14 protein-coding genes are annotated in these 18,407 nt (G+C 29.9%); 12 read left to right on the top strand and 2 right to left on the bottom strand.

Annotation, left to right across the window (positions count from 1 at the left end; translation table 11 throughout):
* Positions 1-26: 26 nt before the first annotated feature.
* Positions 27-1,478 (bottom strand): aminoacyl-histidine dipeptidase, encoded by a 1,452-nt coding sequence (locus K0039_RS14650; RefSeq protein ID WP_228105817.1) that lies wholly within the window; start codon positions 1,476-1,478, stop codon positions 27-29.
* A 226-nt stretch (positions 1,479-1,704) separates the two neighbouring features.
* Between K0039_RS14650 and K0039_RS14645 the strand changes: the two genes are divergently transcribed.
* From K0039_RS14645 to K0039_RS14630, 4 genes are all read left to right on the top strand, one after another.
* Complete coding sequence (locus tag K0039_RS14645; protein ID WP_228105816.1) at positions 1,705-4,083, top strand: endonuclease MutS2; 2,379 nt, start codon at positions 1,705-1,707, stop codon at positions 4,081-4,083.
* A 24-nt stretch (positions 4,084-4,107) separates the two neighbouring features.
* Positions 4,108-4,551: a 2-thiouracil desulfurase family protein gene (locus K0039_RS14640; RefSeq protein ID WP_228105815.1), complete on the top strand. Its 444-nt coding sequence runs from the start codon at positions 4,108-4,110 to the stop codon at positions 4,549-4,551.
* 92 nt (positions 4,552-4,643) lie between these two features.
* Positions 4,644-6,344 (top strand): arginine--tRNA ligase, encoded by a 1,701-nt coding sequence (argS, locus tag K0039_RS14635; protein ID WP_228105814.1) that lies wholly within the window; start codon positions 4,644-4,646, stop codon positions 6,342-6,344.
* Positions 6,345-6,548: 204 nt separating this feature from the next.
* Positions 6,549-7,478: a hypothetical protein gene (locus K0039_RS14630; protein WP_228105813.1), complete on the top strand. Its 930-nt coding sequence runs from the start codon at positions 6,549-6,551 to the stop codon at positions 7,476-7,478.
* A gap of 3 nt (positions 7,479-7,481) precedes the next feature.
* Here the strand turns inward: K0039_RS14630 and K0039_RS14625 are convergent, their stop codons facing one another.
* Positions 7,482-7,682 carry a hypothetical protein gene (locus tag K0039_RS14625; RefSeq protein WP_018592055.1) on the bottom strand — a complete coding sequence of 67 codons (201 nt, stop codon included), beginning with the start codon at positions 7,680-7,682 and terminating at the stop codon, positions 7,482-7,484.
* A gap of 122 nt (positions 7,683-7,804) precedes the next feature.
* On the opposite strand from K0039_RS14625, the gene K0039_RS14620 reads away from it, so the two are divergent.
* From K0039_RS14620 to K0039_RS14585, 8 genes are all read left to right on the top strand, one after another.
* A complete protein-coding gene (locus tag K0039_RS14620; RefSeq protein ID WP_228105812.1) occupies positions 7,805-9,577 on the top strand; it encodes a B12-binding domain-containing radical SAM protein in 1,773 nt (590 codons plus the stop codon).
* Positions 9,567-10,715 (top strand): tetratricopeptide repeat protein, encoded by a 1,149-nt coding sequence (locus tag K0039_RS14615; RefSeq protein ID WP_228105811.1) that lies wholly within the window; start codon positions 9,567-9,569, stop codon positions 10,713-10,715. The genes K0039_RS14620 and K0039_RS14615 overlap by 11 nt, the downstream gene beginning before the upstream one ends.
* Positions 10,716-11,271: 556 nt before the next feature.
* The gene (gene cooS / locus K0039_RS14610; RefSeq protein ID WP_228105810.1) at positions 11,272-13,230 is read left to right on the top strand and encodes an anaerobic carbon-monoxide dehydrogenase catalytic subunit; all 1,959 of its coding nucleotides are present in this window, start codon (positions 11,272-11,274) and stop codon (positions 13,228-13,230) included.
* A gap of 146 nt (positions 13,231-13,376) precedes the next feature.
* Positions 13,377-14,162, top strand: a complete 786-nt coding sequence (locus tag K0039_RS14605) for an ATP-binding protein (RefSeq protein ID WP_228105809.1) — start codon at positions 13,377-13,379, stop codon at positions 14,160-14,162.
* A gap of 84 nt (positions 14,163-14,246) precedes the next feature.
* Positions 14,247-15,923: a formate--tetrahydrofolate ligase gene (locus tag K0039_RS14600; RefSeq protein WP_228105808.1), complete on the top strand. Its 1,677-nt coding sequence runs from the start codon at positions 14,247-14,249 to the stop codon at positions 15,921-15,923.
* Positions 15,924-16,040: 117 nt separating this feature from the next.
* Complete coding sequence (locus tag K0039_RS14595) at positions 16,041-16,673, top strand: cyclodeaminase/cyclohydrolase family protein (RefSeq protein ID WP_228105807.1); 633 nt, start codon at positions 16,041-16,043, stop codon at positions 16,671-16,673.
* A gap of 125 nt (positions 16,674-16,798) precedes the next feature.
* Positions 16,799-17,656 (top strand): bifunctional 5,10-methylenetetrahydrofolate dehydrogenase/5,10-methenyltetrahydrofolate cyclohydrolase, encoded by an 858-nt coding sequence (locus K0039_RS14590; protein ID WP_228105806.1) that lies wholly within the window; start codon positions 16,799-16,801, stop codon positions 17,654-17,656.
* Positions 17,657-17,704: 48 nt separating this feature from the next.
* The gene (locus K0039_RS14585) at positions 17,705-18,379 is read left to right on the top strand and encodes a methylenetetrahydrofolate reductase C-terminal domain-containing protein (RefSeq protein ID WP_228105805.1); all 675 of its coding nucleotides are present in this window, start codon (positions 17,705-17,707) and stop codon (positions 18,377-18,379) included.
* Positions 18,380-18,407: the final 28 nt, after the last annotated feature.

Here is an 18,407-nt window from a genome sequence, read left to right as displayed (position 1 = left end):
CTTTTTCTATTTCAATAAAGAAAATCTTAGTATTGATTCATTGATTTTAAAACTGCAAGTAAGAATTCATAAACATTTTTAACAGAAGGTATACTTAAATGCTCGTTTGGAGTATGAACTTCAAACATATCTGGTCCCATAGAAATTGCTTCACAACCAGGCATTTTATCAAGTAATAAACCGCATTCAAGACCTGCGTGAATAGCAGTTATAACAGGTTTTTTACCAGCTAATTTTTCATAAACGTCTACACATAACTCTTCTAATTTAGAATCTTTTGCATATTCCCAAGCAGGGTATCCATCAGTATTTTCAAAATTAGCATTTACAGTATCACAAAGCATTTTAGTTTTCTTATTTAAGTTTTCTCTTAATGTTGCAACTGAACTTCTTACAGCACTTTCAAATGACATAACATCATTTTCAGTTTTTACAACACCTAAATTTGAAGAACTTTCTACTAATCCTTCTATATCTTTACTAACTGTTTGTATTCCGTTTGGAATAAAGTTAAGTAATAACATAACTTTTGCTTTACACTCATCAGTTATAGCTTTGTCAGCAGTAGCTTCTTTTACTACAACTTCTAAACCTGGATCTGTAGTTTTAAATTCATTTTTTAATATTTCTTCTATTTTAGCAACATTAGCTTTTAGAGTTTCAGCTTGATCTTTGTTTACAGCAACTATAGCTTCGCATTCACGAGGGATAGCGTTATTTTTAGAACCACCGTTAACTTCAACTAAATCAAAATCAACATCAAGTAGATTTAATATTCTACCCATAGTTACATTTGAGTTAGCTCTTTGTTTAACTATATCCATACCAGAATGTCCACCAAGTAAACCTTTTACTTCGATCATAAATGCTTGCTTATTATCTTCTATGTTTTTATATGTAAGTGGTAATGTAACATAAGATCTGTTTCCACCAGCACAACTTACTAATAAGAATCCTTCTTCTTCTGAATCTAAGTTTATTATATATTTACCTTTTAATAAACTACCGTCTAGTCCGTTAGCTCCAGTCATACCAGCTTCTTCGTTTGAAGTAACTAATACTTCTAAAGCAGGGTGAGCTAAGTCACTAGATGCAAGAACAGCCATACTCATAGCAACAGCTATGCCATTATCTGCTCCAAGAGTAGTACCGTTTGCATAAATCATGTCATCCACTATTCTAAGATCTATTGGATCCTTTTCAAAATCATGATTAACATCTTTATTTTTTTCACAAACCATGTCCATATGTCCTTGTAATATTACTCCTGGACAATTTTCATATCCTGCAGTAGCTGGTTTTCTAATAATTACATTAAGATGTTCATCTTGAACTACCTCTAAATTTAGTTCTTTTGCAAAGTTTACTAAAAATTCACTTATTCTTTCTTCATCTCCAGAACCTCTAGGTACTTGAGATATTTCCTCGAAGTATTTAAACACTAATGTTGGATTTAAATCTTTTAATACATTTGACATAATAAAATTCCTTTCTCGTTAAATAGATTAAAATTAATTTTTAAGTTAATAATTTAAATAACTTAGATATACTAAATAAAAAATGTATAATATGTTAAAATATAAAATATTAATGTATAATATTATTTAGCCTATTAGTAGTATAATACATTTTCGAAAAAAAAAAACTACATAAAAAGAAATTATATGATAAATTCACATAAAAAAATAAAAAAGAGGAGGAAGTATGGATCAAAAATCATTGAAAGTATTAGAATACAATAAAATTATTGATTTATTAGCAACAAAAGCCTCATCTTCTTTAGGTTTAAAATATATTGAAGAATTAATACCAAAACCTAATTATAAAGAAGTAAAAGATATGCTAGAAGAAACTAGTGAAGCCCAGGGAATTCTTATAAAAAGAGGTCATGTAAACTTAGGTGGTATACAAGATATATCAGACAGTGTTAAAAGAGCCGATATAGGTGCAGTACTAGACCCAGGAAGTTTATTAAAGATAAGCGATAATTTAAGGGCAGCCAGAAATTTAAAAAGAAGTTTAACTCCAGGGGAAGAGGAAGACTTTAATTATCCAATAATACAGTCTTTATCAAATGCTTTATATGTATATAGAGATATAGAAGAAGAAATTAATAATGCAATAATTAGTGAAATTGAAATATCAGATAATGCTTCTCCTACTTTAAGAAGTATAAGAAGAGGAATATTACAAAAAAATCAATCTATTAGATCTAAATTAAATTCAATAATTTCATCAACTACATATCAAAAATATTTACAAGATGCGATCATTTCTGTTAGAGGAGACAGATTTGTTGTACCTGTAAAGGCTGAATATAGATCGCAGGTTTCAGGTATAATACACGATCAAAGTTCATCTGGAGCTACATTATTTATTGAGCCAATGAGCATTGTTGAAATGAACAATGAACTTAGAAAATTAAAATTAGATGAACAAGAAGAAATAGAAAGAATTTTAGCAGAGCTGACAAAATTAGTAGGTGAAGTTGCAGGAGATATTTTATCTAATCAAGTTATACTTGGTAAGTTAGACTTTGCTTTTGCAAAGGGAAAATTATCTTTATCAATGAAGGCAATAGAACCTATATTAAATGAAGAAAAAAATATAAATATAAAAAATGGACGCCACCCATTGTTAGATGCAGATAAGGTTGTACCTAATAATATTTATTTAGGAGAAGACTTTGATACATTAGTAATAACAGGCCCAAATACAGGTGGTAAAACAGTTACAATAAAAACTATTGGACTATTTGCATTAATGGCTCAAAGTGGTCTACACATACCTGCAGATTATGGAAGTATTATGTGTGTATATGATAATGTTTTTGCTGACATTGGAGATGAACAAAGTATAGAACAAAGTTTATCTACATTCTCATCTCATATGACAAAAATAGTAGGAATATTAAATGAAGTAACATCCGATTCTCTAGTAATATTTGATGAACTTGGAGCAGGAACAGATCCTGTAGAAGGTGCAGCTCTGGCAATAGCTATACTGGAAGATGTAAATATGGAAGGTGCAAAATGTATAGCTACTACTCACTACAGTGAACTTAAAAACTATGCTCTTACAAAGGATAGAGTAGAAAATGCAGCTGTTGAATTTGATGTTAATACACTAAGTCCTACTTATAAATTATTGATTGGAGTACCAGGTAAATCAAATGCCTTTGAAATATCAAGGAAATTAGGTCTTAGAGACGATATAATTGATAGAGCAAAGGAATTTATAAATACAGACAATATAGAGTTGGAAGACGTACTTCAAAATGTTGAGAAAAACAGAATAAAAGCTGAGCAAGAAAAAGAAGAAGCTGAAAGACTTAAAAAAGAAATAGAAGAAGTTAAAGCAGAATATGATAGAAAGCTTGAAAAGTTATCTATTTCTAAAGAAAAAATGATGGAAAAAGCTAGGGCAGAGGCTTTTAGTATAACAAGACAAGCTAAAGAAGAAGCGGATAATATTCTAAAAGAACTTAGAAATATGGAAATGGAAATGGCTTCTAAGGAAAAAAACAAGAAAATAGAAGCTTTAAGAAAAGAGTTGGCTGATTCCATGGGTAATTTACAGCCTTCTGTAAAAAGTATGATAGTTCCAAAAGTATCAAATAAAGAAATAAAAGACTTAAAAGCAGGAGATGAAGTAAAAGTTATTACTTTAAATCAAGATGGTACAGTAGTATCAGTTGACAAGAAGAAAAAAGAAGCTGTAGTACAGATGGGTATAATGAAAATGACTCTTCCGTTTAAAGCATTACAAATGGCTCAGAAGGAAAAAAAATCAATAGTAACTAAATCAACAAGAAAAATTATAAGCTCTAAGTCAGGTAGCGTTAAGAGTGAAGTTGATTTAAGAGGAATGAATTTGGAAGAAGCTATTGTTGAAGTGGATAAATACTTAGACGATGCTTGTGTTGCAGGCCTTGAAATTGTTACAATAATACACGGAGTTGGTACAGGAGTACTTAAAAAAGGACTTCAAGATGTACTTAAGAAAAACAAACATGTTAAATCTCAAAGACCTGGACAATATGGTGAAGGTGGAATGGGAGTAACTATTGTTGAGATAAGATAATAAGAAATTGAGGAGATGGTAGAATTGATGATAGTGTCAGCATGCTTGGTTGGAGTAAATTGTAAATATAATGGTGGAAATAATGATAATGCTAAAGTAAAAGAATTTTTAAAAGATAAACCATACGTTATTATTTGCCCAGAACAACTAGGAGGATTAACTACACCAAGAAAACCATCGGAGATAGATAAGATAGATGGAAAAGAAGTTTTAAGTGAAAATAGTAAGGTAATAAGCTGTGAATATAAGGATGTAACAGAAAATTTTATTAAGGGAGCAAAGGAAAGTTTAAAAATTGCTAAAATGTTCAATTGCAAACAGGCTCTTCTTAAAGAAGGTAGCCCATCGTGTGGATGTAACTTAATTTATGATGGAACTTTTACAGGTAATAAAATCTCTGGTATGGGTGTTACAGCAGCCTTATTTAAAGAAAATAATATAGAAGTTTTTAGCGAAAAAGAATTATAATATATATTTGAAAATATAACAATAGGAATAACTTGAAAAAATGTAGAAATTAATTTAACATAGAAGAATAATGATGTAGAGAGGAGAAAATAATGCAAGATTTTAAAATAGCAATAGCTAATTGCCTTAAGGAAAAAATAGAAGATTTAACATTAGAAGAAATAATAGCGCTAATTGAGGTTCCACCAAATAAAGAAATGGGGGATTATGCATTTCCATGCTTTAAATTAGCTAAAGTATTTAGAAAAGCTCCTAACATGATTGCTGCAGAGTTAGCAGAAAATATAGAAGCTAAGGGTGAAATATCAAAAGTAATGCCACTTGGTGGATATGTAAACTTTTTTGTAAATAAATCTCAATTAGCTGAGAGTGTTATAAAAGATGTTTTAACTAAAAAAGAAAATTATGGTCATAGTGATTTAGGTGGAGAAAAAGCTGTAGTAATAGATTTTTCATCTCCTAATATAGCTAAGCCTTTCCATATAGGACATATAAGAACTACTGTTATAGGTAATGCTCTATATAAAATATATGACTCTCAAGGATATAATGTAGTAAGAGTAAATCACTTAGGAGATTACGGAACTCAATTCGGGAAACTTATAGTTGCTTTCAAACTTTGGGGGAATAAAGAAGCTGTAGAAGCTAGTCCAATACCAGAGTTATTAAAATTGTATGTAAAATTCCATGATGAAGCTGAAAAGAAACCAGAAATGGAAGACGAAGCTAGAGCTTGGTTTACTAAGTTAGAAAATGGCGACGAAGAAGCTAAAGCATTATGGCAGTGGTTTAGAGACGAAAGTTTAAAAGAATTTGCTAGAGTTTACGACTTATTAGATATAGAATTTGACTCTTATGCAGGTGAATCTTTCTATTCAGATAAAATGGATGCTGTTATAGGCCAAATAAAAGAAAAAGGATTATTAAAAGAATCTCAAGGTACAAATATTGTTGATTTAGAAGAACACAATATGCCACCAGCTCTTATAACTAAGAATGATGGTTCAACTTTATATATGACAAGAGATTTAGCAGCAGCAATATACAGAAAAAACACTTATGATTTTGAAAAATGTATATATGTAGTTGGTTCTCAACAATCTCTACATTTCCAACAATTATTTAAAGTATTAGAACTTATGGGATTTGAATGGTCAAAAGACTTAATTCACGTGCCATTTGGTATGGTTGCTTTAGAAGAAGGAACTATGTCTACAAGAAAAGGTAGAGTAGTATTCTTAGAGGACGTTTTAAAACAAGCTATAGAAAAAACAAAGGAAACTGTTCTTGCTAAAAATCCAAATGCTAAGAATGCAGATGAAATAGCTAAACAAGTTGGTGTTGGAGCTGTTGTATTCCAAGAATTATCAAACAGTAGAATAAAAGACTATACATTCTCATGGGAAAGAACTTTAAGCTTCGAAGGAGAAACAGGACCTTATGTTCAATATACTCATGCTAGATGTTGTGCAGTTTTAAGAAAAGCCAACGAAGAAGTAACTTCAGATGTAAATTATGAACTATTATCAGATGGAGATGCTGCAGAAGTATTAAAGGTAATTGGATCGTTTAATAAATCAATAGTTTCTGCAATGAGAAGAAATGAGCCACATATAGTAACAAGATTTGTACTAGATTTAGCTCAAGCTTTCAATAAATTCTATCATGATAATCCAATAATAGTTGAAGATGCAGAAATCAGAAAAGCAAGACTTGCTTTAGTTGCTGCAACAAGACAAACATTAGAAAATGGGCTAGCAATATTAGGAATGCATGCACCAGAAAGAATGTAAAAACTCGCTTTGCTTGTGTACAAACGATATATCTCTGCTTCGCTGCAGATATATCAGTTGCTCAGTATGAAGAAGTTAGAATTAAGAATGGCAGCTTTTAGCTGCTATTTTTAATTCTTAGAGAATACTGATTATGGGTATATGAATACAAGGTAATGAAATTGATAAAAATACTAGGTAAAAGACTTATAAGGGAGTTAATTTATGAAGGAAAATTTAATAAGAAATTCTTATCTAAACTCTTTTAACATTAATGATGAGGAAAAAGGATTAACTGATTTAATTATCATTAATACTAAGTGTTTAATTGACGATAAAATTCAACGATATGTACATATAGATAATAATAGATTAAAGGATGAATTAAGATATTATAATTTTTATGGTAAAAAACCATCTTATGATGATATACTAAACATTCTACTACCATTAATACTTGCAAATACTAATATTCAAAAGTCAGAAGACGAAGTGATAAGTTTAATTCAAAAGTATGTTAAATACTTTAAAAAAGATGATAATTTATTTGAGTATATTATAGGGTCCCTTATGTACAATGCATCAATACATTGTATTCTGGATAACAAAAATATAGAGTATGGTGCATTATTGCAATTATTAAAGGAAAGAATTATAGGATTTTCCATTGAGTTAGAAAAACTAAATATGGTAAAATTTCAAATGGCTAGAATTAATGCTATACAATTAATTGATAATTATATAGATTTAAAAGTAGGCGATTATGAGGACGGAAAAATAATAAAAAATTTATTAAATGTTATATATGATATTTATATAGAAGAAAGAAATGTAAACAATATAGGAATTTTAAGCATAAAAAAATCTATATTATCAATATTGGGCGAAGAATCAAATTTAAATATGGATAACATAGATTTTATTGAGCAAATGTCTCATTACATAATAAAATTAAGGAAGTATGTAATTAACAAAAAAACTTATGATTTAAATTCAGACCCGAGGAATTTAATTAAGTACAATGAAGGAGAGATTGTCTCAGATGCCATATTAAATAATATAAATATTGCATCAAAAGAATTGAGAGACAATGTTCTTCATGTAAAAGTTAAATCAAAATCAGGTGAATATAATTTTAAATTTAAAAAAACATAAGAGTTAACTATTTTTTTCTAAATAGCTAATAAATTCTTGTTCAGTAGTTTCAGTTAAAAAACATAATTCTTTAACAATATTGTTTTTGAGATTTATGAATTCATCAAGTTTAGTGTTCTCCCCAGTAAACTCAAGAGCTTTGATCAATAATAATAAATCCCTTTTTGATAAATCATTTATAGATACTTGATCAATAGATTCCATAATAAATACATCCTTTCTAAATTGTTGATTTTAGTATATTTTTGTAAAATTTACCTTACTATATTATTTTAACTTAAAAACCATATAAAAACATAGTATAAATTTAAAAAGGAGTGAAATATTTGAAAATATTATTAACTACGCTAAATTCTAAGTTTATTCATACGAATTTGGCAATAAGATATTTAAAAGAAAGCGTAAAAGATTTAGTTGATGTGGATATTAGAGAATACACAATTAACAATCAACTAGACTATATTTTAAAAGATATATACAAGAATAATTACGATGTAGTATTCTTTTCAACATACATATGGAATATTTATGACATAGTAAAATTATGTGATAACTTGAAGAAAGTTAAACCAGAGATTAAAATAGGTCTAGGTGGACCAGAAGTTACTTATGATAGCGAAAATGCTATGGAAAAATATAAGTTTTTAGATTATATACTATGTGGTGAAGGTGAGCTAGTATTTAGAGATTTAGTTAAACATTTTTTAGGTAAGAAAAATATAGAAGATGTAAAAGGTATTGTATATAGAAAAGACGGCAACATTGTAGTAAATGAAGAAATGGCATTGCTACAAAATTTAGATGAAATACCAAGTCCTTATGATAACTTAGATATAAAAGAATATGAAAACAGAATAGTTTATTACGAGACATCTAGAGGATGCCCATTTAACTGCCAGTACTGTTTATCATCAGCTATAAAAGGACTTAGATACTTTAGTATTGATAGAGTAAAAAGAGATTTAAAAAATCTTATAGATGCAAAAGTATCTCAAATTAAATTTATAGATAGAACTTTTAATGCAAATAAAAAATTTGCTAAGGAAATAATGAATTTCCTAATGGAAAATGATAATGGATATACAACATATCATTTTGAGGTCACAGCTCATTTACTAGATGATGATATTCTTAACTTCCTAAAAAATTGTAAAGAAGGTTTATTCCAATTTGAAATAGGTGTACAAAGTACTAATCAAAAAACTTTAGATGCAGTAGGGAGAAGAGATGATTTTGAAAAATTATCTCATGTTGTAAAAACTATAAAATCATTTAGAAATATACATCAACATTTAGATTTAATAGCAGGTCTTCCTTATGAAGGGTATGAAAGATTTAAAGAGTCTTTCAATGATGTATTTAATTTAGGGATAGAACAATTACAACTTGGTTTCTTAAAGATGATTAAAGGAACAGGTATGAGATATAGTTCAGAAAAATATGGATATAGATTTAAAGATTATGCTCCATACGAAGTTTTATATAATGATTTTATAAGTTATGACGAAATATTAAAAATAAAAGATATAGAAGAAATATTAGAAACTTATTATAACTCTAATAACTTCCCACTTTCTTTAGAATATATAATTCGAAATTATTATAATGAAAGTCCATTTGAATTCTTTGAAGAGCTTTCAACATATTTTGAAGAAATGGGATATTTCCACATGGCTCAAGGAAAAAATCAGTTATATAAAATATTGTTAGATTTTTATAATGATAAAATAAATAAATATAATGATCTATTTAGTGAGATATTAAAATATGACTATTTATCATTAGGCAAAATATCAACAGTTCCACCTATTTTCAATAAAATAGAAATAAATAGTTTTAAAAGTAAGTGTCATGATTTCCTACATAATGTGGACAATCTTAAAGAATACTTACCACAATTTGTAGATACACCAACAAAATATATTTTAAAATATATTCATTTTGAACCATTTAAATATGATATTTTAAGATTAAAAGAAGATATTAGTACAAAATTAGAAAATGAACAAACTGTAATATTATTTGACTATAATACTAATAAAGTATTTGATAAGTCAAAAACTTATACTGTAAAGGTAGGAGAAGAAGATGAAGTTTAAAATAGATAAATATTTACTTAGAAAAACTGAAGAACTTGCATTTATAACTGTAAAAAAAGATGGAGATTTTCATTTAGATGGATATGAAATACCAAAAGAAGGCTTAAATGTACCTATAAAAAATGAGGTTCTTGTTAAAGGAATAAAAGAAAAGACAGCACAAGAGGGACTAAACTCAATGTCTATAGCAGATGCAATGATATATATAATAGGTATTGATGCTGAGTTTAAATATAACCCTGAATATAAAAAATTCTTAAGTGCCCTTGAGAAAAAAGTGAACTTTAATGTAAGATCTTATGCTGGATATATGTCTAGAAAATACTTTGAGCTTGGAGAATATACAGATGCATTAATTTATATCAAAGGGTTAATTACATTATATCCTGATGATATTGAAGGACTTTATAATTACTCCATTGTTTGTCAAGAAGTTGCAACAACTTATCAAAAAGACGGTGATGCAAATGCAATGAATGCATTTTTATTAGAAGCGGGAGAAAAACTTGAAGAAATAATTAATATGGATGAAAACTTTGCTTTAGCATATTATCATTTAGGATATCATTATTATAATCAAAGTCAATATATTAAAGCTAAGGCAATTTGGGAAGAAGCAATGAAGCTAGGCTTAGATGAAGATACAATAGCAGAAATACAAGAAAACCTAGGAAAGATGGATTATAAAGTTCAATATGAAGAAGGATATTCATTAGTATTCCAAGGAAAATTTGAAGAAGGTCTTGAAAAATTATTACCGTTGGAAGAAGAATACAATGACTGGTGGAACTTATTATTTATTATAGGTATAGCTTATAAAAATATGGGAGAAATAGATAAAGCTATGCTTTATTTTGAAAAAATACTAATGATAAGACCTAGACAAGTAGATACTTTAGTGGAGCTTGCTTTGTGTGAAGCTTCATCATTTAATATGGATAGAGCTGTGGAACTATTAGAACAAGCAGCAAAAATAAAAGAAGACCCTGAAATTCTTTGTAATTTAGGAATGGCATATTTAAACACAGGAGATATTGACGATGCTATTTACTATATAGAAAGAGCTTATGAATTAAATCCAGAAGATGAAATAACAATTTCATGCATGAGAGAGTTAGATAATTATAGAGTTAACTAATTTAAAGCTATATTTTAAAAATTTTATATATCAAAAAAGCCATAGCTAGAGGTAAATCATCTCTTACGATGGCTTTTTTTGTAAACAAAGAATATTTATGAAAGAAAAAAATCATTATTCTATAAAGGAAATTAAAAAAAGAATGATTATAAATGCTATTTTTAAAATGCAAATCGGTATACAATTCAAGTAAACTAATATATAATCTAATTAAAGTGACTAAATGAAAAAAATGGAAAATAAATTATGACAAATCTAATCTTATATATTCTAATCTAAATTTCCATCGACAAAATAATTTCAAATAATTAATCTAGAATGAACGATCTTTTTAAAATTGTATAAGAGCGGTAGATAGTTATGCGTTTAATGTTATGTGAATATAACAAATTATATCTATGCTTGTGAAAAAATTAATTTTTTTAAATTAATAGGACAATCTCCTAATAATTTTGTTTATCATATATTTTTTTAAATATATTGAAATATATAACTAAGGCATCTTTTTGTTGTTTCAAAAATAGGGTTAAAAAATTACAAAGAGGGGAAAAAGAATATGGAAAAAAAAGATATTAACGTTCTTGAGCAAATGCAAAACATGACAATAGACTTAAACAGTAAGGTAATGTTAGAGAAGGCAGAAAAAGATGGCGTTGAAACTATGTATAAAAGAAAGTTAGGATACAAAGTTCAATGTGGTTTTGGTCTTCAAGGTATATGTTGTAGAAACTGTGGTATGGGACCATGTAGAATAAGTGCAAAGACTCCAAGAGGGCTTTGTGGGGCCGATGAACATACTATAGTTGGTAGAAACTATGCAAGAATGTGTGCTGGTGGAGCTGCTGCCCATTCAGACCATGCTAGAGATATAACTCATACATTGGCATTAACTACTCCTGGAGGAGATTATCAAATTAAAGAACCTGAAAAACTAAAAGATTTTGCTCAATTTTTAGGAATTGAAGTAGGAGATAAAGATATATATGATTTAGCTCATGAAGTAGCTGAAGAATGTTTAATGGAATTTGGAAGACCATTTGGGACTTCTAAGATGATGAAAAGAGCTACACAAGCTAGACAAGATCTATGGAAAGAATTAGGTATAGAAGTAAGAGCTATAGATAGAGAAATAGCCACAGTAATGCATGCTACTCATATAGGATGTTGTGCCGATATAGAATCTCTAGTATTAACAGGTATGAGATGTTCTTTAGGTGACTGGGTTGGATCTTCTATAGGTACTATATTATCAGATATTATGTTTGGTACTCCAAAACCAGTACATACTGAAGCAAACTTAAATGTTTTAGCAGGTAATAATGTTAATATAATCCTTCATGGACATGAGCCAACATTATCAGAAATGATAGTTGCAGCTTCTGAATTGCCAGAAATGCAAGAACTAGCTAAAGAAGTTGGAGCTGATGGAATAACTTTATCTGGTATATGCTGTACTGGTAATGAATTAACTATGAGACATGGTATAAAAATAGCTGGTGACTTCCATCAACAAGAATTAGCTATAATAACTGGTTCTGTAGAAGCTATGATAGTTGACGTTCAATGTATATTCCCATCACTTGCTGAATTATCTACTCATTATCATACTAAATTTATAACAACATCTCCAAAAGCTAGAATAACTGGTTCTCAATATATGGAATTCCATGAAGATACAGCTATGGAAGATGCGAAAACAATAGTAAGAGAAGCTATAATGAACTTTAAAAACAGAGATGCTTCTAAAGTTTTAGTTCCAGACTTAAAATCCGAAGGTGTTGTTGGATTCTCTGAAAATGCTATAGTAGGAAAATTAAACAATGTTGTTAATACTCAAATAGATGATATGGATACTTTAAAACCATTAATAGATGTATTAGCTTCAGGGGTAATAAGAGGGGTTGTTGGAGTTGTTGGATGTAACAATGCTAAAACACCATCTAACTATAACCATTTAACTCTAATAAAAGAATTAATTAAAAATGACTTCTTAGTAGTTACTACAGGATGTGGTGCTTCTGTAGCAGCTAAAAATGGATTAATGTTAAAAGAAAATGCTAAGAAATATGCAGGAAAAGGTTTGGCAACAGTTTGTGAATTAGTTGATATACCACCTGTACTTCACTTAGGTTCTTGTGTTGATAACTCTCGTATAATCAATATATGTACATTAGTTGCTCAATCATTAGGAATGGAAGTGCCAGATCTTCCAGTTGCAGGTTCTGCTCCAGAGTGGATGTCAGAAAAAGCTATAGCTATAGGTACTTATGTTGTAGCAAATGGTATAGATACTTATTTAGGGGTTATGCCTCCTGTTACAGGTTCTTCAAGAGCAGTTGAAATATTATGTGGTGAATTAAAAGATAAAGTAGGAGCTTGCTTCCATGTAAATGAGGATGCAATTGAATTAGCTAAGATGATAATGGATGATATAGAAGCTAAACGTCCACACTTCGAAGAATTATATCAAGAAAAAGTTTTAAATAAAAGACTAGCTGAAGTAGCTGCTGAATAATAAATAATCTAGAAAATTAAGTTAATAAAAGTTAGTTTATTGTTAATATTTAATTAACAATAAACTAACTGTATATATATTTAAATAAAAATTAGCTTTTTATTAAATTTAAGACAATACACTAAGGACGGGAGATGAGGGAGAATATGAAAATAGCAATAACAGGAAAAGGTGGAGTAGGTAAAACAACTTTTTCCTCAATGATAGCAAGAATATTTGCAGATGAAGGTTTTAGAGTTGTAGCTGTTGATGCAGATCCAGATGCCAATCTAGCTTTAGCATTAGGTTTTCCAAAGGATGTTTATGAATCAATTGTACCAATATCTGAAATGAAAAACTTAGTATCAGAAAGAACTGCTACTAGTGAAGGTACCTTTAATAAAATGTTCAAACTAAATCCAAAAGTAGATGATATTCCAGAAAAGTATTGTAAAGAACATAATGGAGTAGGACTCTTAACATTAGGTACTGTTGATACAGGAGGATCTGGATGTGTATGTCCAGAGCATGTCCTATTAAAAAGATTATGCTCACATCTAATATTACAAAACAATGATGTTGTCGTAATGGATATGGAGGCAGGAATTGAGCATTTAGGAAGAGGTACTGCTCAAGGTGTTGATGCATTTATAGTAGTAGTTGAACCTGGTGAAAGAAGCTTACAAACCTATAGAAAAGTTAAAAAACTTGGTAATGATATAGGTGTTAAAAAAGTATATGTAGTTGGAAATAAAATGAGAGATAATCAAGATATTGAGTTTATAAAGGGCAATCTTGAAGATGGGGAAGCTTTAGGATTTATTCATTATAACCAACAAGTAATTGATTCAGATAGAGCAAACCAATCTCCTTACGATATAAGTGAAGCAACTAGAAATGAGATAAAAGCTATTAAAAATAGACTAGTTGAGATAAAAAATCAGAACAGTTAAAAATTAATAAAGTGAGATTAAAACAGTAATAGTACATAAAAAATACTTTTACTGCTTATTATAAAAACTGTGGGAGGAATAGTTATGGGATTCAAATCAGATATTGAAATTGCTCAAGAGGCAAAACCTCTAGATATTAGAGAAATAGGTAAAAAATTAGGGCTAACAGAGGATGACTTAGAGTTATATGGTAAGTATAAAGCTAAAGTAGATTACAATCTATTAAAAAAAGACAATGGTGGTAAAAAAGCTAAGTTAATATTAACTACAGCTATAAACCCTACTCCAGCAGGAGAAGGAAAAACAACAACTACTATAGGTGTTGCTGATGGATTAAACAAATTAGGCAAAAATGTACTTGTTGCATTAAGAGAACCTTCTTTAGGACCAGTATTTGGTATTAAAGGTGGGGCAGCAGGTGGTGGATATGCTCAAGTTGTTCCAATGGAAGACATAAACTTACACTTTACTGGTGATTTCCATGCTATAGGTGCTGCTAACAACTTATTAGCTGCAATTTTAGATAACCATATTCATCAAGGAAATGAATTAGGAATTGATAGTAGAAGCATTACTTGGAGAAGATGCGTAGACATGAACGATAGACAATTAAGAAACGTAGTTGATGGATTAGGATCTAGAGCTGATGGTGTTGCAAGAGAAGATGGATTTGATATAACAGTTGCTTCAGAAGTAATGGCTGCTTTTTGTTTAGCAAGCGATATTATGGACTTAAAAGCTAGATTAGGAAGAATAGTTGTTGGTTATAACTTTGAAGGTCAACCAGTAACTGCTGAACAATTAAAAGCTAATGGAGCTATGGCTGCATTATTAAAAGATGCTTTAAAACCAAACTTAGTGCAAACTTTAGAAGGAACACCTGCTTTCGTACATGGTGGGCCATTTGCTAATATAGCTCATGGATGTAACTCTGTTATAGCTACTAGAATGGCTATGCACTTTGCGGACTACGTTGTTACTGAGGGTGGATTCGGTGCTGACCTTGGGGCTGAAAAATTCTTAGATATAAAATGTAGAATGGCTAACTTAAAACCAAGTGCTGTTATAATAGTTGCTACAGTTAGAGCACTTAAATATAATGGTGGAGTTCCAAAAGACCAATTAAATAATGAAAACTTAGAAGCACTAGAAGCTGGTATTCCAAACTTATTAAAACACGTTGAAAATATAACTCAAGTTTATAAATTACCAGCAGTTGTTGCTATAAATGAATTCCCAACTGATACTCAAGCTGAAGTTGAATTAGTTAGAACTAAATGTAAAGAACTAGGTGTTAACGTTGCTCTATCTCAAGTATGGGCTAAAGGTGGAGAAGGTGGAGTTGAACTTGCAGAGGAAGTATTAAGACTTTGTGAAGAAGAAAATGACTTCCAATTCTGCTACGAAGACGATTTAACATTAGTAGAAAAAATAGAAGCAATAGCTACTAAGATATATGGAGCTGATGGAGTTAACTTTACTCCTCAAGCTAAAAAAGAATTAACTAGATTAGAAGGTTTAGGATTTGGAAATATGCCAGTATGTATGGCTAAAACTCAATATTCTTTAACTGATGATCTTAATGTATTAGGTAGACCTACTGGATTTAAAATTACAGTTAGACAAGTGACAGTTTCTGCTGGTGCAGGATTCGTTGTTGCTCTTACTGGAGAAATAATGAAGATGCCAGGACTTCCAAAACGTCCAGCTGCTGAAAGAATAGATGTTGATGAAAATGGAGTAATTTCAGGATTATTCTAGGCTTTGAAAATTAAAAATTAATCTTTGAACATATAAAAACAAAGAAGTAGTGCACAATACTATTTTGTGCACTACCTTCAAATTAACCTTGAATAATTTAAGGAGGCATAAATCTTTATGGAAAAAATAGCGCAAAAAAGTTGTGTAGATTTTATTGAAGTATTAGCTTCTAAAGCTGCTGTGCCAGGAGGCGGAGGAGCTGCTGCACTTGCTGGAGCAATAGGAATGGCTTTAGGAAGTATGGTTTGTAATTTAACTACTGGAAAGAAAAAATATGCTCAGTATGAAGAAACTATTCAAGAAATACTGGCTAAAGCAGCAAAATTAGAAGAAGAACTTTTATCTATGATAGATAAAGATGCAGAAGGATTTTACCCATTATCAAAAGCTTATGGTCTTCCAACTTCTACTGAAGAAGAAAAGCAATATAAAGCTGAAACAATGGAAAAATGCTTAAAAGTTGCATGTGAAGTACCTATGAATATAGTAAGACTATGCTTCGACTCTATAAAACTACATGAGGAACTTGTTGATAAAGGTTCTAAACTTGCTATAAGCGATGTTGGATGCGGAGTTCAATGCTTAAGAGCTGCCATATTATCAGGCCAATTGAATGTAATAATTAATGTTAATTCAATGAAGGACAGAGAATATGCAGAGAAAATAGAAAAAGAATGTAATCAATTAGTGCAAGATGGAGTTAAAACTTGTGATGAAGTATATCAAAAAGTATTAGTTGCTTTAGGATAAGAATTTTGAAGTTAAACTAATAATATAAAAATATTTATATGAAAGCGAGGATAATAACACAAGTATATAATTTAATTAATGACAATACGGAAAATAATCTTTAGAAATGTGGGAGGAAAAGTAGAGTGGGAGAAATAATTAAAGGTAAACCAGTTGGAGATGCACTTAGCGAAGTGTTAAAAGGTGAATGTGAAGCCTTAGTTAAAGATTGTATACAACCTAAATTAGCTATTTTAAGAGTTGGTGCTAAGCCTAATGACCTTTCATATGAAAAGGGTGCTCTTAAAAAATGTGAAATAATAGGGATTACAGCAGAAGTTACTGAGTTACCAGATGGAACAACTCAAGAACAATATATAGAAACATTAGAGAAGTTAAATAAGGATTCTTCAGTACATGGGATATTAACTTTTAGACCATTACCAGAAGGTATAGATGAAGAAGTAATAAAAAATGTTATAGCACCAGAAAAAGATGTTGATTGCTTTAGTCCAATGAATACTGCAAAACTTATGGAAGGAGACAAGACTGGATTCCCTCCATGTACTCCAACAGCAGTGGTTGAAATATTAAAACATTATAATGTGCCACTAAAAGGGGCTAATGTGGTTGTATTAGGTAGATCAATGGTAGTTGGTAAACCAGTATCAATGTTATTACTAGGCGAAAATGCTACAGTTACAATTTGCCATTCAAAAACTCAAGATTTACCAAAGGTTTGTGCTAATGCAGATGTATTGGTTGCAGGTGTTGGTAGAGCAAGAATGGTTACAGCTGATTATGTTAAAGAAGGTGCAGTTGTAATAGATGTTGGTATAAATGCTAAACCAGAAGGTGGAGGAATTTGTGGAGATGTCGATACTGATGATGTTGTAGGAAAAGCATCAATGGTAACTCCAGTTCCAGCGGGTGTTGGTTCAGTAACAACTTCTATACTTGCTAAACATGTAATAAAAGCATGTAAGCAACAAAACAACAAGTAATTATACATAAATGTATTTGAAATAGAAAACTTTGGGGGGAAAATATCTATGGTAATATCTGATAGAAAACCAATGGCTGAAATACTAGGATTTTTAAAAGACGCTAAAAAGGTTATATTAGTAGGATGTAACCAATGTGCAGCTGCTAGTAAAACTGGTGGTGAACCTGAAATACAAGAAATGAAAGCTTTATTAGAAGCTGAAGGAAAAGAAGTATTAGGATGTCTTCTTCCAGATACGGCTTGTAACTTGTTATTAGGTAAGAAAGAATTTAAATCACTAAAAGATGAGTTAAAAGATGCTGATGCAATACTATCATTAGCATGTGGAGATGGAACTCAAACTATTGTAAAAAATACTAAAAAACAAAATATTCCTGTTTACCCAGCTAATAATACTTTATTTATAGGTGAAGTTGAAAGAGTTGGTCAATTTGAAGAAGCATGTAAGGCATGTGGAGAATGTGAACTTGGTTGGACTGGAGGAATTTGTCCAGTTACTATGTGTGCTAAAGGATTAATAAATGGTGCATGTGGTGGAGCTAAAAATGGTAAATGTGAAGTTGATCCAGACAATGATTGTGCATGGGTAAAAATCTATGAAAGACTTAACGATTTAAATCAACTAGACAACTTATTAGAAGTAAGAGCTCCAAAAGATTATTCTAAACAATTAAATCCAAGAAGACACAACGCAAATAGAAAAGCTGAAGCTGAAGCTTAAAAGTTAGGTAAATAAAGGGGGATTATTT

The organism is Terrisporobacter mayombei, from assembly GCF_020748465.1.
Lineage (GTDB): Bacteria > Bacillota > Clostridia > Peptostreptococcales > Peptostreptococcaceae > Terrisporobacter > Terrisporobacter mayombei.
The sequence above is the reverse complement of the archived record's forward strand: the minus strand, read 5'-3'. Positions and strand labels throughout refer to the sequence as shown.

Excerpts from the sequence above, each read along its gene's own strand:
- K0039_RS14650 (WP_228105817.1), bottom strand. The coding sequence starts at position 1,478 with ATGTCAAATGTATTAAAAGATTTAAATCCAACATTAGTGTTTAAATAC.
- K0039_RS14645 (WP_228105816.1), top strand. The coding sequence starts at position 1,705 with ATGGATCAAAAATCATTGAAAGTATTAGAATACAATAAAATTATTGAT.
- argS (WP_228105814.1), top strand. The coding sequence starts at position 4,644 with ATGCAAGATTTTAAAATAGCAATAGCTAATTGCCTTAAGGAAAAAATA.
- K0039_RS14630 (WP_228105813.1), top strand. The coding sequence starts at position 6,549 with ATGAAGGAAAATTTAATAAGAAATTCTTATCTAAACTCTTTTAACATT.
- K0039_RS14625 (WP_018592055.1), bottom strand. The coding sequence starts at position 7,682 with ATGGAATCTATTGATCAAGTATCTATAAATGATTTATCAAAAAGGGAT.
- K0039_RS14615 (WP_228105811.1), top strand. The coding sequence starts at position 9,567 with ATGAAGTTTAAAATAGATAAATATTTACTTAGAAAAACTGAAGAACTT.
- cooS (WP_228105810.1), top strand. The coding sequence starts at position 11,272 with ATGGAAAAAAAAGATATTAACGTTCTTGAGCAAATGCAAAACATGACA.
- K0039_RS14605 (WP_228105809.1), top strand. The coding sequence starts at position 13,377 with ATGAAAATAGCAATAACAGGAAAAGGTGGAGTAGGTAAAACAACTTTT.
- K0039_RS14600 (WP_228105808.1), top strand. The coding sequence starts at position 14,247 with ATGGGATTCAAATCAGATATTGAAATTGCTCAAGAGGCAAAACCTCTA.
- K0039_RS14595 (WP_228105807.1), top strand. The coding sequence starts at position 16,041 with ATGGAAAAAATAGCGCAAAAAAGTTGTGTAGATTTTATTGAAGTATTA.
- K0039_RS14585 (WP_228105805.1), top strand. The coding sequence starts at position 17,705 with ATGGTAATATCTGATAGAAAACCAATGGCTGAAATACTAGGATTTTTA.